This window comes from Methanosarcina barkeri 3, from assembly GCF_000970305.1.
Lineage (GTDB): Archaea > Halobacteriota > Methanosarcinia > Methanosarcinales > Methanosarcinaceae > Methanosarcina > Methanosarcina barkeri_A.
Window position 1 is genome coordinate 2,936,958 of record NZ_CP009517.1, and the last position, 16,687, is coordinate 2,953,644.

Here is a 16,687-nt window from a genome sequence, read left to right on the forward strand (position 1 = left end):
AATCGGTACACTACCTTTTTGACTATAGTTTCCTCTTTTTCTCAGTTCACCTGAGTCAAGAACTCAGTAGTGAGTTTTACGATAAGTAAGATAATCAGCCAATGCTTTGTTAAAGTTAACATCTAGAAATTCAAGCGCGCTAGGTATGATAAAGCTGAACTCTGATTTATCATCTTTCTCAGAACTTATTTTCACATCATAATTATTATAAAAATTCACAATAAAGTATCCGCGCCGTGCATTTCGTGCATGTTGAATTATCTTTTCACGATTCTTCGCGTACATTTGTCGAGCCATTTTTTCAGGTAACATGGTATCACTGTTTGTTGGGCTTCCTATTAGTCCTTTTTCCGTTGTGGTGCAAAAAATCTGGCTTTGTTACAAAATCAGTGTAAACTTTCATAATTAGGAAAGTTAATCTATCTCATCAGCTGAAAAGATGGTATATAAAGGTAAGAATCATAGTATCAAACTGCGAAAATATCATTTTTGCACCACAACCGCATATTACTTTCTTTGTTTTTCTTTTTATTCTATTGTATCCTTAGAAAGGATTTTTCGCAACGGAACCTGCTTAGGTATGGATAAATTTATACATCTCCCAGGTGCTCTCGTTACACGTGTGACAACTTTAGCGGCTGGAAAACTCTGTTTGCATCTTTCACAATTGTACTTCCTGATCCTCCTGCTATGTTGAACTTCTGAACTGTCACAGCAAGGACAAGCTTTTATGAATCGTTTTTCAACCATTCTAACCCCTCATTCCCATTTTATAATGTTTGTAACAGGATTGTCGAATTCATCGAGTTCCCTTTGAATGTCTGTAGTGGTTATCTTCAGGTATGCCGTGGTAGTAGCCAAATTCTTGTGCTCAAGATACTTGGAGACTTTTGCAAGCTTAAATCCCTCTTTAGGAGATGTGTAGCTCTGAACCGTCTCATTGTATGCGTGCCAATTTTCTTGTCTATATCTGCTTGGCAAAGTCCGTTTAGCTTCTTGTAAACACAATACCTGTTCGCCTGCTTGTCTTTGTTTGAAAATATAACATAACTGGTTCTGGTGCAAAAATGATATTTCCGCAGTTTGATACACATTCCCGGCAATGAAAATGATTAACTTTCCTAATTATAAAGGTCTACACTAATTTTGTAACAAAGCCAGATTTTTTGCATCAATTAGAATAGTTACCGCCAAGCCATCTTGTCAAGTATCCTGATTAAGTTATTTGCCTCATCAAAGGATAAGTCAGTCCAGCTCTTTTTGCAATATTCTTTGCAATACTGGTCAATTTTTTTATGCCTCTCCATATAATTAAGAGACTTTATTACTAAATTTTTTTGCTTAAATGTTATCGAAGAATCTGTAAACTCCATAAATACTCCTTATGTCATTTTTCAGTAGCTTGATCACTCGAAAAATAGAAAACACTAAACCAATATATCTTTTAACAATCGTATATAGAACTTATATTATATGTATACATGTATTACTAAAATATTAATATGAGGGACTCAGTACCAAAATCCGGTGATGAACATAAAATCAAAATCACTGGATTTTATAATTGGTTATAATCCTTGAGATACAACTTAGAGGTTGAAGTCTTTAGATGTCGAATATTGATTTTGATGAAAACTGGATTCTTCTTGTGAATTCAGATTTTCAATCAAAAAAATGCAAAAATCACTAGATTTGGGAATATAGTCGAAAATCGGGGAAATGTTCAGAAATTGAGAGTTGAATTTACAACAAAAGAAAAAAGATTTCGATTTTTGTTCTAATGTCATTATATGGATGATTCTGATCAGTTGTTAAAAAGAAACATTATAGATGATCAGAGGATTTATATGATTGGAAAAGATACAAAGAAAAGAAAGAAATCAATTGGTGATAATCAATATACAGTTGATTCATCTATTCTCGGGCTAATAATATCAATGTAATTTATGGTATCACCTTTCCATCAATACTATTTTTATGAACTCTTTTAAAATTTCCTGTTTTTTTTCATCTCCTTGGAATCTTTTCGTAATATAAGATCCCATGTCATCGTCTGTCATTTTGATAAGAGAATTCATATCATCATTTGAAATTGATACAATTCGTCCTAACCTGCGTATTATAAATCCCTTTATATTACTGCTGTATTCAATAGCATTTGAGCCAGGCAGTATTAAAAACTTTTTATTTGATTTAGATGAAATTTCTTTTAATTTAGACATTCTTAAATCAATTTCGTTTGGTGTTTCTTCGTTCATGTCCATGTATACCTTAAACAAAATTGTTGCTCTATCCTTCCCAATAACACAATATATGACAAACAACTATAATAAACCAAGTACCGTATCCCTTGATAAATATAATAGAAAATAGAAGAAAGCAATTTGAAACCCCTGGATTCAAAAAGCCCTGATGGAGATTCTGGTAATTATTCTGTATGATACATAAATTTAAACAAAATCTATGTATTTTTGCCGTTTTCACCCTAATTTTGAGCTAAAATTGAGGCTAAAACTGGAAAAATGCATAGGTTTTACAATAAAACCTATGTAAAAAATATGGAGTAAATTTTTAGACGATTTGAAAACCGGGTTCAACGTAGCTTTGAAACTTTCGACCTTAAAACATGTTTTGAAGCTAAGCTATTTTTGATACAATTAATTTAAAGTAATTTATAATAATATTACAGATTGAACGGGAAAGGGCAATGTTGCTAATTTACTGTAAATTCTAAATCAAAACTTTGTTTACAGCAAGCAATTTGGTTCTATTGATGTGATTTTTTCTATCAAATAACTTCTTGAGATTTGTGATCATACTGAACTTATGTTACACTGTCTTTTTTGTTATCGTGTGATTCTGAGAACTCTATTTGGACAACGCCCGCCCTATGTTATTGCTTTAGCGATTATTGAGTTTATTCACGGATATTATAATTAGAAAAGAAGAAGGAAAAAATATGATAGCTGAAAAAATCAGTGAAACAACAAAAAGACATTTTCCAATGGAATTAGGGATCAATGAAAAGTGTGCCAATCTCGATGACGTTTTCATTCACTACGTCGAAATCGGAAAAGGTGACCCTATAATTTTTATTCATGGCACAGGTTTAGACTGTCGAATGTGGGAAGATCAGTTAATGTACTTTAGTAAAAAATATCATACTGTTGCATACGATATGCGAGGATTCGGGCTCTCAGGTCGGTTAAATGGAGGGAAATATTCTACTTCATCTGATTTAAATAAACTAATGGATTTGTTGCAAATTAATTCATCTAATGTAGTGGCTCATTCAAGAGGTGGACGTACTGCCATCACTTTCGCACTTGAGCACCCTGAGAAAGTAAAATCACTGGTACTTGGGGGAGCGGGTATAAATGGACTTCCTTTATCTAATGAGTTTAAAGAAATCAAATATGAGGTCGCCTTAATTGCCCAGAAGTTGGGAATTGATAATGCAAAAAGGGTTTGGATTAATTCTGCTCTGTTTGCTTCTGCATTAAAAAACGAGGTTGTAATGAAGAAACTAAGAGAAATGCTTAATGACTACGAACCTTGGCATTGGTTAAATCAAGACACGGAAGTTCGAATTAAGCCAGAAGCGATTGAGCGACTAGAAGATATTGCGGTTCCTACACTGGTTATCTTAGGAACTTTAGATATACCTTATATCCAAAATACTGCAAATACTCTTGCTGAAAGGATTCCAAATGCTCAGCTTGAGATAATAAAAGATGCTGGGCATATGAACAATATGGAACAACCACAGTTATTCAATTCATTGGTCTCAAAATTCCTAAATTCATTGCCAACTTATAGTAAATAATCTAGGACTTACGCAGTCTAAGACTTTACACATGTTTTTTAATAATATTTATAATCTCTCTATAAATTTAATTTGCATCTTGGTTTACTTAAATACTCCGTTATTCCCACTCTTTGAATTTTCATTTTACTTTCAAACCAGGACATAAACCAGGACATCTAATTTCTGAACTTTTGGGCAGCGTAATGACTTTTCTGTAAATTTGCTTTGTAGTTTATCCGAAGGTTTCATAATATAACCTATAGATATTCTAAAAATTTTAAATTTCTGTTCTATCCTGAAATGATTTCGCCTATTGGTTCTGTGTAGTTGACGGGGTTTATCCTCTAAATAAATATCGCTTGATGCTGGAAATATTCCCCAGGCCCCATAGACTACACAGTACCTATTGAATGAAATATTTTAATATTATACATAAATGATTCAACCGAGTAAGTCCTAAATTGTTAGGAGGGATAAAAGAGATGAATAAACAGTTAGAAGATAAAGTCCAACTTTTACTTGCAAATGAAGAGGATTTAGCATTATTTCAAAAGGAATTACAGGAAGCTTTCATGAATGCGCTAATAGAAAATTTAGGTGATGCAGAAGCTGGTCCTATTCCATCAGATGAAGATATTCAGCAGTCTTTTCATGCGCCTGAAGCAGTCACTTACCACATTTCACTGAACGGTGAAAATGTGGGAGGCGTAGTATTAAAAATTAACAACAAAACACATCGCAATCGGGTCGATTTGCTCTATATTTCGTCAAAAACGCACAATCGTGGAATTGGTTCGGCAGCGTGGCAGGCAATTGAGGCGCAGTATCCAGAAACAAAAGTATGGGAGCTCTTTACACCTTATTTTGAAAAACGTAACATTCATTTTTATGTGAATAAATGCGGATTTCACATTGTTGAGTTTTATAATAAGTTTAACCCTGATCCACATCAGCCTCGTGTAAACGAGCATCAAAACAATTCGAGACCATTAGAAGAATACGAATTTTTTAGATTTGAAAAAGTGATGAAAATGAAAACTCGACAGAAAATTGAAAACTAAAGAAATATGCAGATTCTTTTAATAATATGGGTGATAATTTTTGCAACACAACCTGTTAGTTCCTTTTAGAATATAATCTAGGAAATGTTGTACGAATAATTTGAAATAAATATATTCTACAGTTTTTATTTTCACTAATGCGTGAGCTTTACGTTAAAACCTATGCATTTTCCCAGTTTTAGCCTTAATTTTAGCTCAAAATCAGGGTGAAAACAGCAAGAATACGTAGAATTTGTTTAAATCTATGTATCATATAGAATAATACTAGAATCATACAGAATAATTACCAGAATCATACAGAATAATTACCAGAATCTGCACCAGGGCTTAAACGATATCGGTAACTAAATCATGAAATTATATCTTCGTCATATTCCTAAATGACATAATGATAAATTTATAGCAGGATCTTGAGATAGAACATAAAAGGAGTACTTTTTGTACTTCCTTTTGTTCGATTTATTTCAAGTTATGAGCTTGTCGTTTCTGAATCTATACTACACTTTCTTCAGATAATCTGCAGTATTCATCGTCTGTGAGATTTCCGACTTTCTTGCCTCATCCATTCTATACTTTCTTCATATAGTCTATGATATTCGTCGCCTGTAGGACTTCTGTCTTTCTTCAAGCAGAATTGGATAACACTTAACAAAACCTGAAGTATTATCCTCCATAAAAAAATAAAGAAAATTATGTTTCCAAGATAAAGTATCTCTTCCATCATTTTCTTAATGCTTCCTTTTTTCTCACATAGCCTGTATCTTACCCACAAAATGGATAAATAAAAAAGATATAGGTCTCCCGCGTATAACAGTAGAGTTTATTAGCTTCGCCTTGTATTCTTGTGAGTTTTCTTTTGCCTTAACAAATATGCTATAGACCTATCTGAGTTTATATAAGTTCTCATACTCTAAGAACACTAAGTAAAGTAAACGTAACAGATACAAAAATGGAATAATTAATTCATGACATAACTAGTTTCTGTAAGGAATCATAATTAGTTCCTGTGAAAGAAGCGGAATTAGTTCCTGTAAAAGAAGCGGAATTAGTTCCTGTAAAAGAAGTGTAATTAGTTCCTGAGAAAGAAAGTAGATTGGAAGAATGCAAAATGGAGACTGAAGCTGCCGTATCTGATGATTCCAGGAAAGAGTTAGATAGCATACAGCGAAAGTTAGAAGACACTATAGAAAAAATGGAGCTTGAAGCTCTTGCTTTTATTGAAGCTACCAAAAAATTCACCTCTGAATGGATTAAAAGAGAAATTGAAATATCAGTTAACTCTCCAGAAAACGCAGCTTTTCCTGAAAACTTAAGACTTCATAACAAAAACACAGGAGAATCAAACTTAAACCTGAAAGAGCTGTCCCTCAAAATTTCAGGTATTGTAGAGACTCATCTTAATCACGGCGATTATTGGATTCATAAAAATGCACTATTTCAGCCGGATAGTTCAAGGGACTACATTGAATATAAAAAAGAGAAAATTCTAAAGGAACTGACATTAAGCGTTCGAAGAATCCTTGGCTGTGCTACCGAAATTTTCTGGGAAGAAGGGGAGCCTGAGAATAAAGCCTGGGTAAAAGAGATGGGAAAAAGAAAATATGTATGCTTTCTCAGGTTTTCGGATGAAATGACAGCCTCTCTTAATCATTATTTTGAGCTGCTTGAAGAACTTATAATTTTGAACCATAAAATAAAAGAAGAAATTTTGCGGATGGAAAGACAGAAGGTCTGACAATAAGACCTTTATGCACAAAGCCAGAATTACCTTGCATGACAGAACCAGAGTTCAGCATAAAGAAAAACCTTGAAGAAGCAGGAACAGATGCCTATCTTATGATAGGTAACCTTCATAATTCCGATATTTATTATGTAACTCGCTTCCTGGCTTCCGACGATTTCGCATATCTGCAAACAGCAGCCGAAAAAGAGATACTTTTTATTTCGGATATGGAAAAAGGTAGAGCTGAAATCGAGTCAAGAGTTTCGACAATAAGAACATTGCAGGACCTGGGCTACAGGGAGAAGATGAAGGAAAAGAAAGATCCGTCTATCGCCTATGCAGCCTGCATATCCGAGCTGCTTACAGGAGAAGGAATTAAGAAAATCTCAGTGCCTTACGATTTCCCGGTATTCGAATCGAATTATCTCACTGAAGCAGGTTTTTCCGTAATCCCGATAAAAAGCCCTTTCAGAAAAATCAGGAGCTCGAAAAGACCGGAAGAGCTTGAAGCCATAAAATATGCCCAGATGGCCGGAGAAAAGGCTATGGAAGCTGCTATAGCCTTGATATCAGGAGCGAAAGAAAGGGATGGTTTTCTCTATCACTCAGGGGAGGTATTGACAGGAGCTAAAGTGCTTTCGGTTATAGATCATACTCTTCTTAATTATGGGTGTGAAGCCGAAGAGACAATCGTTTCATGCGGCAAGGATACGGCAAACCCCCATGGGACTACTGAGGGCCCACTGAGGGCAAATGTCCCAATTATCCTGGATATTTTCCCGCGAAGCAAAACGAAGCGTTATTTTGCGGACATGACGCGCACAGTCCTGCATGGAAAAGCTTCGGAAGAGCTCAAAAAAATGTACGAAACCGTACTTGGAGCCCAGAAAAAAGGCTTTGAAATGGTCAAGCCAGGAGTAAAGACATCCGATGTGCATAATGCTGTCTGCGACTTCTTCGAAGCGCATGGCTATGACACATACCGAAGTGGTGCAAAGGTAGGTTTTATTCACTCAACAGGACATGGAGTAGGGCTCGATGTACATGAACTTCCAGGAGTCGGAGAAAACGGGGTTCCACTTGAGGTAGGCAATGTAATCACTCTCGAACCTGGACTATACTACCCTGAGATCGGAGGAATACGAATTGAGGATATGGTCCTGGTCACGGAAAAAGGATGTCAGAACTTTACAAGGTTGGAAAAGAGATTTGTAGTATAACAGATTTACAATTGAAAGGATTTATTATACTTTTATATTTCAATAACAATATTTAACCTGCTCAAATAGGATATATTCCGTTAAAAGAAAAAGTCTTCTCTGAAATTGAAAAAATATTTGTTAAAATCAAGTATCCGTCTGAAATGAAAAGCACCTGTTCAAAAGAATCTGTTCAAAAGAACCTATTCAAAAGAACCTATTCAAAAGAACCTATTCAAAAGAACCTGTTCAAAAGAACCTGTTCAAGTCAATTAGAAACTCACATAAGGAACACACTCAGGATAACTGTCAAAGTTCCAGTACTTATATAAAAATACAATAACAACATTCACAAGAAATAACAGCATTCACAAGGGGTAACATGACCGATAATGTGCACAATAAGCAAGATATCCTTGAGAAGTACAGGGAAGCAGGCAGAATTCTGAAAATTGTCAGGGCTGAAGCCGTGGAAATGGTCAGAGTAGGAAACACTCTGCTGCAAGTTGCGGAATTTGTTGAAAATCGGACTATAGAGCTTGGAGGCAGACCTGCTTTCCCATGCAATATTTCAAGAAATCAAGAGGCTGCACATGCAACCCCTAAGCTGGGAGATACCGACGTTTTTGGAAAAGATATGGTTAAGCTGGATCTCGGGGTCCATGTGGATGGATACATTGCGGATTCGGCTGTGACTGTTGACTTATCAGGAAATCCCGACATCACGAAAGCTGCCGAAGAGGCTCTTGCCGCAGCCATTGACCTTGCAAAGCCGGGAATTTCTACAGGGGAACTAGGAGCTGCAATCGAGAGCAGTATTCGCAGCTACGGACTGAACCCGATAATGAACCTGACAGGTCACGGGCTTTCCCAGTACGAAGCTCACGATGATCCCTCTGTTCCTAACCGGCATATGGAAGGAGGATTAATTCTAAAAGAAGGAGATGTGCTCGCAATCGAGCCCTTTGCAACGGATGGAGTTGGTGCTGTCCATGATGGAAACTGGTCAGAGATATACAGCCTTATAAGGAAAAAGCCAGTCCGTTTGCCTGCAGTCCGAAATGTCCTGAAACAGGTTGAAGAATACAGGGAGCTGCCTTTTGCAAAACGCTGGCTTAAACCCGAAAAACTGGATTTTGCATTACTTCAGCTTGAAAAAGCAGGGATTCTTCACTCCTATCCTGTGCTTCTCGAAAGTGCAGGAGGACTTGTGGCCCAAGCAGAACACACCATAATAATAACCCAGGATGGCTGCGAGGTTACAACAAAGTAAAACCCGAAAGTAAAGAGAAAACGAAATTGACAATAAAGAGAAAACAAAATAGAGAAATAAACGAAGATAAATAGAAAATAAATCGAAAATAAATCGAAAAAATTAAAAGTAAATAGAAAATAAATTGAAAATGAACCGGGAATAAAGAAGAGGGAGAATTTAAAGGTTAGCAAAAAGCCAGAACATAGAAAAAAACATGAGTTGAGCGCCTTGAAAACATACAATCTTTTTTTAACCGGTTTTCTGTTAATAACTCTTTTTATGCCTGCATTTATGGCAGAGCCCTGTACTGCTGCCTTTGTCCCCAGCAATAACATCACAGTAGAAAGGAATGGAATGACCTGGGGGTATCAAGAACAAATTACAGGCAACGAATCTGTTGTTTTCAGGAGTTTCATAGACCTGGAAGCAGGAGACAGTGATAAATTTGTTAATGCATGGGAAATCCTGAAAGCGGAAAATATTCTCAGAAATAAAATGGAAGAATCCGTAAAAGCCAAACCTGATGTGAAACTTAATGGCACTTCGGAGTTTGTCAATGTAACAGATATTGACTACTTAGTCTCGGAAGATGCTCTGGGCAAGACTGAAAAAGAATCATTAATTACTAGTTCTGCAACTGTAAGCTACACTTTCGAAAAACAGATTGATCAGGATACGAATATCTGGTTTATGGGTACCCCGAACTCAAATGTCACAATCAATCTGCCTGCAGGCTTTGATGTCGAAAGGACAGAAGGACTGAGTAACGAAAGTAAGGAATCCGAGAACAACTATACGGTGCTTAAAGGCAGTTTCAGTCCGGAAAAAAACATAACCATCTGGATTTCTGAAAATGAAACCTATAAAGCCGAGATGCAGGAAAGAGAAAAAATAATTGCGCAAAATGCAGAAAACAAAACTGAAGAAAGCAAAACTAATGAAACAGTAAACAAAATTGCAGAAAATAAAACTATAGAAAATAAAACCAACGAAATCGTAAATAAAAACGAAATTGTTGAAAAGACCGGAAAAGCAGTAGAAGCCAGGAAAGTTTCTGAATATATCAAAAACTTCTATACATGGTTTTGTCAGATAGTCCAAAAAGTTAATCTGGTTTAAGGCTGTTCTGAAAATTATGCTTATTAAACAGATTCAGCTTGAAAATGGGTGTGCTCTTGGCCTCCGCTTTGAGATGCAAAAATACCCTCTTCTGGTTATAAGGGCAGAGAAAGGCTTCCTTATGTGCGGATACCTGAATGTAAGTGCTGCAGAGTCGCTTGGGGACACGGCAGCGAAGGTAAAAGGCGTACAGAGTTTTGAAGATATGCTCAAAGCCCAGGTCGTTGAAGTTACCCGGTTTGCCAGGGAAATTGGGGTTGAAACCGGAATGACTGGAAGGGAAGCTCTGGAAAGGATGTTTTGAAGGAAAAACGACTGCCTTTAATTACTGCCTTTAATTAATCATAGTAAGGCAAAGTCTCAATGTTTACTGATTTTGCATTTCAAACACGATCTTAAATAAATAGTTACACTTGGCTTTAAAATCTCAACTGCCTTCGTTACATTTAATGATGAACAGATATCTGAGAGCTTATATCGGGTCACGACGGCAGAATTAAACGATTTTTTGACCTTGAAACATCAAATCACATTCGCTTCAGAGCTATGGTTTTTTCACAGGTCCAAAAACAGGTTTTTTAAGTTGAAATCTTGTTTTCTGCTACTATTAAACGAAAAATATGCTTGAGCATTTATATACACTACCTGACAACAGACTAATTATTAAATATACTGAACCAGTTTGTAACTTTGATAAAATTGTTGATAACCTAGAGTTAAAAAATCAAAATCTTCGCAAAACCTGTGACCTTCTTCTCCCAAAACTCATTTCAGGAGAAATCGACGTTTCGGATCTGGATATTCGCATAGAGAATGAGTATCAGGAGCGTAATTTTAATTTAGGGGAGCCACAAGATGAGAAAGGATTCAGATTTAAGGTGGTTTGACTTAAAAAAGACTCTTCAGGAAGCAGATAAAAAAGAACTCATCGATACTATCCAGAATCTTTACAGGCTTTCTGAGGAGAACAGACGATATTTGCTTGCAGGAAACATAGAACCAAAAGCTGAATCTGGAGTACTGGAAGCTTACCGAGAAATAATAAAAAATGAGTTTTTTCCGGAAAAGGGGCATGGAACGCTCAGGTATTCTGTGGCTGAAAAGGCAATTGATAATTACTGGAAAGCATCAAAGGACCTTGAAGGGAAATTAGAGCTGATGCTTTTCTATGTTGAAAATGGGGTGGATTTTACCAACGAATATGGGGATATAAATGAGGAATTCTACGATAAAATTGTTGACATGCTCGAAAAATTCTGTATTTTCTTAAAAAAATCGGAAGGAAAAATCCTTTATCCCAGGTTCAAAAAAAGGCTCTTTGAGATAAGAAAAAAGTCAGAAGGAATAGGCTGGGGATTTGAGGACGACGTAGAGTTACTTATTGAATATGTTGAAGATTTCTTTGAATAATCCTACGTGGAACCTTCATAGCCACTTATAAATATCATCTAGACGCAAAATATCAATGTGGGAACATGACCGAAACAGAATTACTAAAGAAAATTTCAGATGACCTGGATTTCCTGAAAGCAAAAGTTCTCGAAATCGAAAAAAGCCTTGAGTTAATTGACAGTGAGCTGCACCCTGTAAGAGAAGAATACCTTGAGAGACTGGACGAGATCAAAAAAGAAGGGACTATTTCGGGAAGCGAATTTGAAAAGAAATTCGGGGTAAAGCTTTGAGATATTCCTATGAACTCAGCAGGCACCTTTCAAGAGATTTGGAAAAAATTCAGAAAAAAGACAAAGAGCGTTTTGAAATCCTGCTGAACAAAATGAGAGAAATCCTTGACGATCCTCATCGTTTCAAACCATTAAGGCATGATATGAAAGGTTTGAGACGAGTGCATATTGATAAGTCATTTGTTCTTGTTTTTGAGATTATTGAACCAGAAAATAAAGTTATATTCTGGGACTTTGCGCATCACGACGACGTTTACAGAACATCCTGAAATTGAGAAAATCGCCTGATGTTTATCAATGTATTTTTTGAAAAAAAGAAGCAATTAGGGTGAATTCTGGTAAAAACGTGACAGAAGAAGCAACTTTAAAATGGTCTGAATTGAAGAACTCATTGCAAGAAGCAGACCAGAAAGAACTTATCAACCTACTGCACGATTTGTACAAAGATTCCGCTGACAATCACAGGTTCATCACTGCCAGGTACGCGAAAAAAGAAGATGAGAGAGCAATAATGGAAAATTTAACTGAAGAAGAACTTTCTCTCTTTGACAAGCTAAAAAAACCTGATCTAACTGAAAAAGAGAAAAGCCAGGTAAAGAAAGTTACAAAAGAACTGCTATCCAAACTAAAAGCTGAGAAACTGGTTCTGGACTGGCGGAAAAAGCAACAGGCAATGGCCGCAGTTAAAAAAGAAATTGAAGATGAACTTGATAAAGGGCTGCCCGAATCATATAATCCCAAAGCGTATGAAGAGAAATGTGATATAGTCTTCCAGCACATTTATGATTCTTATGTTGGTGACAACCATAGCATTTATGAGGCAACAGCTTAAAAATGAGTTATGAAAGAGTTATGAAAGAGTTCATAATCAACAATTCTAAAACTTATTTCTCAGTTATTCTCTTTTCTAAAATCCGATAAAAAAAATAACAACTACTACCAACCCCATCAGTTACTTTTAATAACTACTTTCACGTTTCACGCACGGGTTTTTATATTAGATCCTTACTGTTATGGTACGAATCTTATTTCAAATTATAATTATCAACCAATTTCCGATCACCAATGTTATACGCTTTTGAACTTTCTGGAGAACATGAAGAACTGCCCGCTGCCGAAATATTTGCCTGCCTCAAAATCGAGGGACTTGATTTTCGGCCCCATACTATTGTTGACCAGTGCCTTGTGGTAGAGATAACCGGCAAAGAAGAGGACGTGGAAGAAACCCTTCAAGGCCCGATAACCGACAGGCTAGCAATGACCCACCATATCCTGAAGGTTGTTGGGATTTCCGAAAATAATCCAGATGCAATCCTGAAACTTGCAGAAGCCTTTGATCCATCAGGCTACATCAAGGAAGGACAAAGTTTTGTGGTCAGGGCAAAACGAATTAAACACAGTGTAGATTTTCCAGGGGAGTTTCTGGAACAGAAAGTCGGAGGATGCATTTACAGGAAAGGCTTTCGAGCAAACCTGAAAAACCCGGACGTCGAATTCAGGGTGATCCTGAGTGAAAAAGCAATTTTCGGAACTCTTCTGTCCTCTATTGACAGAAGTGCATATGAAGCCAGAAACCCCCAGAACAAACCGTTTTTTCATCCTGGTGTCCTTATGCCGAGAGTTGCACGTGCCCTTGCAAATCTGTCAGGAATAAAGCCAGGAGAACTTTTTATGGACCCTTTCTGCGGCACTGCAGGAATTCTTGTTGAAGCCGGGCTTATGGGAGCAAGGGTTATAGGAATCGATGCTCAGGAAAAACTTGTTAAGGGTGCCCTCATGAACCTTGAAGCCTTCAAACTGGATTATGTCCTGATGGAAGGAGACGCTTGCAGGGTTCCTTTAAAGGAAGAAACAATAAATGCAGTAGTTACTGACCCACCCTACGGAAGATCGGCAGCAATTCTCGGAGGGTCACTGGAAGAACTTTATTCCTGTGCTCTTAGTGAGATCGAGCGTGTCCTTAAGCCAGGAGGCATCGCAGTTGTAGTTTCGGATAAAGCTGCAGCGGAATATGGAGAAAAAGCAGGGCTTAAGGTTCTTAATATCTATTCCCAGAGAGTGCATAGAAGCCTTACCCGGACAATAACTGTTTTTCAAAAAGAACTGAAGAACGAAAACGGAAAGCAGGAATGAAGAATCAAACCTGCATTCAGCAGGTAACCTGTAACCTGTAACCTGTAACCTGTAACCTGTAACCTGTAACCTGTAACCTGTAACCTGTAACCTGTAACCTGTAACCTGTAACCTGTAACCTGTTTTTCGCAATAGTTTTATTGATCGCGCTTTTGCTGGAACACATTATCAATGACGCGAAATAATATTGCAAGCTGCATCTTCACTTATTAACAGGGGAAGTTGTACAAACTGGAAAGAATTGTAAAAATTGAATAAAGTCGCAAAAACCTGGAAAAATTACAAAACTGGTAATCTTTTCTACCTGCAAGTTGTATAAAGATTACGAGGAAGTAATTGATCTGCAAAGAGTGATCCTATGGCATTGCCCCCGTTAAAAGACCGAAGCCGTGGATATGAATTTGCGGCAAGCGAATACAATCTTATTTTTAAGGTGGAAAATACGGGTTATGTCCGGTACAAAGATAAACGGAAAGGAACCTTCTATCTTGATCCCTCACCTTATTATAATGACCCTAAAAGCCAGATTTACGCGGTAAAAAGCGGGGAATTTCCACCAAAGGACAAATTAATAGAAGTTACTGTGACGGAAACCGAAACATTTTATGAGCTTAAAGGGCAGGAAATTGGTCCGGTTTTAATTAAATACGTAATTGGCTGGAAATACATAAATCCGAATAAAATTCGGGGTAAGGACTTAGCAAGTACTGAAGAGTTTTTGGAGTTTTTATCAACTCCTGTGAAAAACCCCAACTTTTACAATATTGAGGATTTTCGGTACTGTTTGGGTATGTGTGCAATCTCAGCCCCTCAAATAACAGACCTTGAGAAAGGCGGAATAAACACCGTAGCCCTGGATACACACCGAGATAGGCAGAAATGGGCTGCGTTTAAGCGAATATTAAGAATTGTCCCTCTAGAATTTCGGCAGCCGTCTTCCAAGAATTTTTATAAGTTTCTTGAAAGCAGTGAGGAAACTTATCCTCTTAACAGCCGTGAAGTAAATTTATCTTATTTTGATGTAACCGATGTGCCTATTCACCTTCCGATTCCTTTGAACATGGCATTTAAAACACATGGAGAATATAAAAAGAATTTTGAAGAATACCTGCCTGTAGCAAGGGCATACATGATTAATTCTCTACTTTTCCAGCCATATGTTCCTGAAAAAGTCGAAAAAAGAATGGAAGATGCAATGTACTTTATTCTGGATGAAATATCTTCAAGTGAAGATATTCCATATTATCAGGACATCGGATCGGTTATTCCGAAATTAGCCACTTCTTTTGCCAGACTTAATTTTAAGTCCTGGGTAACACTTAATGATTTGAAAACAAGTACAGGACTCTGGTCAGATGTAATGGAAGGGTCAAGACATAACGTAAGTGAACTTAATAAAATATCAACAGACTATCTGTATAGATTGCCTTCTGAAGCAGAAGTCCTGCTTAAAGAAATAACAGAATTGGACGATGCAGGAATGCCTCTTTTATTAAATACTGTCAAGAGTAATACAAAACTGTTTGATTTTACTTTTGATAATGCTTTAAGGAAACTAAAGGTAAATGGATTTATATATTTCCCAAATGGCGAAAAAATAGGGCTTATTCACTACTAATTTTCTATTACTATTTTCCGTTATTATTTTCCGTTACTATTTTCTGTTACTATTTTCTTTTTACTCTATCGATATTTATCGGTTTGACAATTATTCAGCTTATGTAAAGTCAATTTACCGTCAACGATTTCAACTTAATTTAGATTCGAACACCAACAAGTGGAAAAAAAGGAATAAATAGTTAGTAATTGAAGAAATTAATTTAGGAAGTACGATCGAAAAAGTAAAATCAAAGTGAAATTCGAAACATTAAAAATCCATATAAAGGCATTTTTTACTCATGAGAGGTCAGTTCTTCCAGCACTTCTGCCATAACCCTATGCCTGAGGATACGTTTCTGGTTCTGCTCACTTGCTCTCCTGATAGAGTAACTATCTTCAATCCATTCTATTTTCTCGTCATAATTAACTTTCAGCAAGGTCAATCCATATGCAGGAGCTGGTTCGATTCCTTCTTCATAAATATCCGGGTTCAGCATCTGGAGCAGCCAATCATTATCACGTACTCCTTTTCCTATCATGGAAAGAGCAGTTACAATTTTCCGGACCATATTCCAGAGAAAACTATTTCCAACAACATCGATTTTTATAAGCTCTCCATCTACACGAGCATCGATCCTTTCTATGGTTCGGATCGTACTTTTTTCTCCATTGGTTCGTGAAAAATTTTCAAAATCATGCGTCCCAAGCAGCAACTTTGAAGCTTCCCGGATTTTGGAGATATTATGCTCTCTTCCACTCATTACATAACGGTAGTGTCTGGAAACCGCATCTCTCCTGGCATCAAAGCTTCGTGACACTTCTGCGTGAGCCCAGACCCATATTCCTGAAGGGAGTTCGGAGTTTATTACTCTTGGAATTGTCAGGTTCGGCTTATCCGTATCAAAAGCGATAACCTGCCCAAGGGCATGAACTCCGGCATCAGTTCTGCCGGCACAGGTATAATTTGCAGACTTAGGGCTTTCTATAATCCCGAGATTCCGGAGAGCCTTGAAGAGTTCTCCCTCCACGGTCTCGATATTAGGCTGGATCTGGGAGCCGTGAAACTCGGTGCCTATGTATGCAAGTTTTAAAGCGACTCTCATAAGAA

General features: G+C 36.9%; 20 protein-coding genes. 15 read left to right on the forward strand and 5 right to left on the reverse strand.

The genetic code is table 11. The annotated features are described in order from the left end of the window. Positions 1 to 759: 759 nt before the first annotated feature. Together MSBR3_RS11830 and MSBR3_RS11835 are read right to left on the reverse strand one after the other, a co-directional pair. On the reverse strand, positions 760 to 981 hold the full coding sequence (locus MSBR3_RS11830) for a hypothetical protein (RefSeq protein ID WP_155396801.1): 222 nt from the start codon (positions 979 to 981) through the stop codon (positions 760 to 762). A gap of 203 nt (positions 982 to 1,184) precedes the next feature. After that, positions 1,185 to 1,373 (reverse strand): hypothetical protein, encoded by a 189-nt coding sequence (locus tag MSBR3_RS11835; protein ID WP_048108361.1) that lies wholly within the window; start codon positions 1,371 to 1,373, stop codon positions 1,185 to 1,187. 417 nt (positions 1,374 to 1,790) lie between these two features. Here MSBR3_RS11835 and MSBR3_RS20340 point away from each other — a divergent pair, with 417 nt between their 5' ends. Further along, positions 1,791 to 1,943: a hypothetical protein gene (locus MSBR3_RS20340; RefSeq protein WP_155396802.1), complete on the forward strand. Its 153-nt coding sequence runs from the start codon at positions 1,791 to 1,793 to the stop codon at positions 1,941 to 1,943. A gap of 9 nt (positions 1,944 to 1,952) precedes the next feature. Here the strand turns inward: MSBR3_RS20340 and MSBR3_RS11840 are convergent, their stop codons facing one another. Then, the gene (locus MSBR3_RS11840) at positions 1,953 to 2,264 is read right to left on the reverse strand and encodes a hypothetical protein (protein WP_048108362.1); all 312 of its coding nucleotides are present in this window, start codon (positions 2,262 to 2,264) and stop codon (positions 1,953 to 1,955) included. A gap of 695 nt (positions 2,265 to 2,959) precedes the next feature. On the opposite strand from MSBR3_RS11840, the gene MSBR3_RS11845 reads away from it, so the two are divergent. The 13 genes from MSBR3_RS11845 (at position 2,960) to MSBR3_RS11910 (ending at position 13,980) form a co-directional block, all read left to right on the forward strand. Continuing rightward, positions 2,960 to 3,826: an alpha/beta fold hydrolase gene (locus MSBR3_RS11845; protein ID WP_048108364.1), complete on the forward strand. Its 867-nt coding sequence runs from the start codon at positions 2,960 to 2,962 to the stop codon at positions 3,824 to 3,826. A 464-nt stretch (positions 3,827 to 4,290) separates the two neighbouring features. After that, positions 4,291 to 4,869: a GNAT family N-acetyltransferase gene (locus tag MSBR3_RS11850; RefSeq protein WP_048108366.1), complete on the forward strand. Its 579-nt coding sequence runs from the start codon at positions 4,291 to 4,293 to the stop codon at positions 4,867 to 4,869. A gap of 1,093 nt (positions 4,870 to 5,962) precedes the next feature. After that, entirely contained in the window at positions 5,963 to 6,604 is a 642-nt protein-coding gene (locus MSBR3_RS11860) for a hypothetical protein (RefSeq protein ID WP_052723387.1), read from the forward strand. Between the two features lie 38 nt (positions 6,605 to 6,642). Further along, positions 6,643 to 7,812, forward strand: a complete 1,170-nt coding sequence (locus MSBR3_RS11865; RefSeq protein WP_048108370.1) for a M24 family metallopeptidase — start codon at positions 6,643 to 6,645, stop codon at positions 7,810 to 7,812. A 361-nt stretch (positions 7,813 to 8,173) separates the two neighbouring features. Beyond that, a complete protein-coding gene (map, locus tag MSBR3_RS11870; protein WP_048108372.1) occupies positions 8,174 to 9,064 on the forward strand; it encodes a type II methionyl aminopeptidase in 891 nt (296 codons plus the stop codon). Positions 9,065 to 9,325: 261 nt separating this feature from the next. Further along, positions 9,326 to 10,165 carry a hypothetical protein gene (locus MSBR3_RS11875; RefSeq protein ID WP_230627420.1) on the forward strand — a complete coding sequence of 280 codons (840 nt, stop codon included), beginning with the start codon at positions 9,326 to 9,328 and terminating at the stop codon, positions 10,163 to 10,165. A 16-nt stretch (positions 10,166 to 10,181) separates the two neighbouring features. After that, a complete protein-coding gene (locus MSBR3_RS11880) occupies positions 10,182 to 10,469 on the forward strand; it encodes a YunC family protein (RefSeq protein ID WP_048108375.1) in 288 nt (95 codons plus the stop codon). A gap of 316 nt (positions 10,470 to 10,785) precedes the next feature. Further along, positions 10,786 to 11,052 carry a restriction endonuclease subunit S domain-containing protein gene (locus MSBR3_RS20675; RefSeq protein WP_048108377.1) on the forward strand — a complete coding sequence of 89 codons (267 nt, stop codon included), beginning with the start codon at positions 10,786 to 10,788 and terminating at the stop codon, positions 11,050 to 11,052. Continuing rightward, a complete protein-coding gene (locus tag MSBR3_RS11890) occupies positions 11,021 to 11,575 on the forward strand; it encodes a DUF6155 family protein (protein WP_048108379.1) in 555 nt (184 codons plus the stop codon). The genes MSBR3_RS20675 and MSBR3_RS11890 overlap by 32 nt, the downstream gene beginning before the upstream one ends. A gap of 65 nt (positions 11,576 to 11,640) precedes the next feature. Beyond that, a complete protein-coding gene (locus MSBR3_RS11895) occupies positions 11,641 to 11,847 on the forward strand; it encodes a hypothetical protein (protein WP_048108381.1) in 207 nt (68 codons plus the stop codon). Next, positions 11,844 to 12,116, forward strand: coding sequence for a type II toxin-antitoxin system mRNA interferase toxin, RelE/StbE family (locus tag MSBR3_RS11900; protein ID WP_048108383.1), 273 nt, complete (start codon positions 11,844 to 11,846; stop codon positions 12,114 to 12,116). Before MSBR3_RS11895 ends, MSBR3_RS11900 begins: the two co-directional genes overlap by 4 nt. Positions 12,117 to 12,193: 77 nt before the next feature. Continuing rightward, a complete protein-coding gene (locus MSBR3_RS11905) occupies positions 12,194 to 12,679 on the forward strand; it encodes a type I restriction enzyme endonuclease domain-containing protein (protein ID WP_052723388.1) in 486 nt (161 codons plus the stop codon). 233 nt (positions 12,680 to 12,912) lie between these two features. Continuing rightward, entirely contained in the window at positions 12,913 to 13,980 is a 1,068-nt protein-coding gene (locus MSBR3_RS11910) for a TRM11 family SAM-dependent methyltransferase (protein WP_048108384.1), read from the forward strand. A 16-nt stretch (positions 13,981 to 13,996) separates the two neighbouring features. On the opposite strand, the gene MSBR3_RS20345 is transcribed toward MSBR3_RS11910, so the two are convergent. Next, positions 13,997 to 14,146 carry a hypothetical protein gene (locus MSBR3_RS20345; RefSeq protein ID WP_196296947.1) on the reverse strand — a complete coding sequence of 50 codons (150 nt, stop codon included), beginning with the start codon at positions 14,144 to 14,146 and terminating at the stop codon, positions 13,997 to 13,999. Between the two features lie 192 nt (positions 14,147 to 14,338). On the opposite strand from MSBR3_RS20345, the gene MSBR3_RS11915 reads away from it, so the two are divergent. Then, positions 14,339 to 15,598: a hypothetical protein gene (locus MSBR3_RS11915; RefSeq protein ID WP_048108386.1), complete on the forward strand. Its 1,260-nt coding sequence runs from the start codon at positions 14,339 to 14,341 to the stop codon at positions 15,596 to 15,598. A gap of 274 nt (positions 15,599 to 15,872) precedes the next feature. Here the strand turns inward: MSBR3_RS11915 and truA are convergent, their stop codons facing one another. Beyond that, a complete protein-coding gene (gene truA, locus MSBR3_RS11920; protein ID WP_048108388.1) occupies positions 15,873 to 16,682 on the reverse strand; it encodes a tRNA pseudouridine(38-40) synthase TruA in 810 nt (269 codons plus the stop codon). Positions 16,683 to 16,687 lie beyond the last annotated feature (5 nt).

Excerpts from the sequence above, each read along its gene's own strand:
- MSBR3_RS11835 (WP_048108361.1), bottom strand. The coding sequence starts at position 1,373 with ATGGAGTTTACAGATTCTTCGATAACATTTAAGCAAAAAAATTTAGTA.
- MSBR3_RS20340 (WP_155396802.1), top strand. The coding sequence starts at position 1,791 with ATGGATGATTCTGATCAGTTGTTAAAAAGAAACATTATAGATGATCAG.
- MSBR3_RS11840 (WP_048108362.1), bottom strand. The coding sequence starts at position 2,264 with ATGGACATGAACGAAGAAACACCAAACGAAATTGATTTAAGAATGTCT.
- MSBR3_RS11845 (WP_048108364.1), top strand. The coding sequence starts at position 2,960 with ATGATAGCTGAAAAAATCAGTGAAACAACAAAAAGACATTTTCCAATG.
- MSBR3_RS11850 (WP_048108366.1), top strand. The coding sequence starts at position 4,291 with ATGAATAAACAGTTAGAAGATAAAGTCCAACTTTTACTTGCAAATGAA.
- MSBR3_RS11865 (WP_048108370.1), top strand. The coding sequence starts at position 6,643 with ATGACAGAACCAGAGTTCAGCATAAAGAAAAACCTTGAAGAAGCAGGA.
- map (WP_048108372.1), top strand. The coding sequence starts at position 8,174 with ATGACCGATAATGTGCACAATAAGCAAGATATCCTTGAGAAGTACAGG.
- MSBR3_RS11875 (WP_230627420.1), top strand. The coding sequence starts at position 9,326 with ATGCCTGCATTTATGGCAGAGCCCTGTACTGCTGCCTTTGTCCCCAGC.
- MSBR3_RS11880 (WP_048108375.1), top strand. The coding sequence starts at position 10,182 with ATGCTTATTAAACAGATTCAGCTTGAAAATGGGTGTGCTCTTGGCCTC.
- MSBR3_RS20675 (WP_048108377.1), top strand. The coding sequence starts at position 10,786 with ATGCTTGAGCATTTATATACACTACCTGACAACAGACTAATTATTAAA.
- MSBR3_RS11890 (WP_048108379.1), top strand. The coding sequence starts at position 11,021 with ATGAGAAAGGATTCAGATTTAAGGTGGTTTGACTTAAAAAAGACTCTT.
- MSBR3_RS11895 (WP_048108381.1), top strand. The coding sequence starts at position 11,641 with ATGACCGAAACAGAATTACTAAAGAAAATTTCAGATGACCTGGATTTC.
- MSBR3_RS11910 (WP_048108384.1), top strand. The coding sequence starts at position 12,913 with ATGTTATACGCTTTTGAACTTTCTGGAGAACATGAAGAACTGCCCGCT.
- MSBR3_RS20345 (WP_196296947.1), bottom strand. The coding sequence starts at position 14,146 with ATGTGTTCCAGCAAAAGCGCGATCAATAAAACTATTGCGAAAAACAGG.
- MSBR3_RS11915 (WP_048108386.1), top strand. The coding sequence starts at position 14,339 with ATGGCATTGCCCCCGTTAAAAGACCGAAGCCGTGGATATGAATTTGCG.
- truA (WP_048108388.1), bottom strand. The coding sequence starts at position 16,682 with ATGAGAGTCGCTTTAAAACTTGCATACATAGGCACCGAGTTTCACGGC.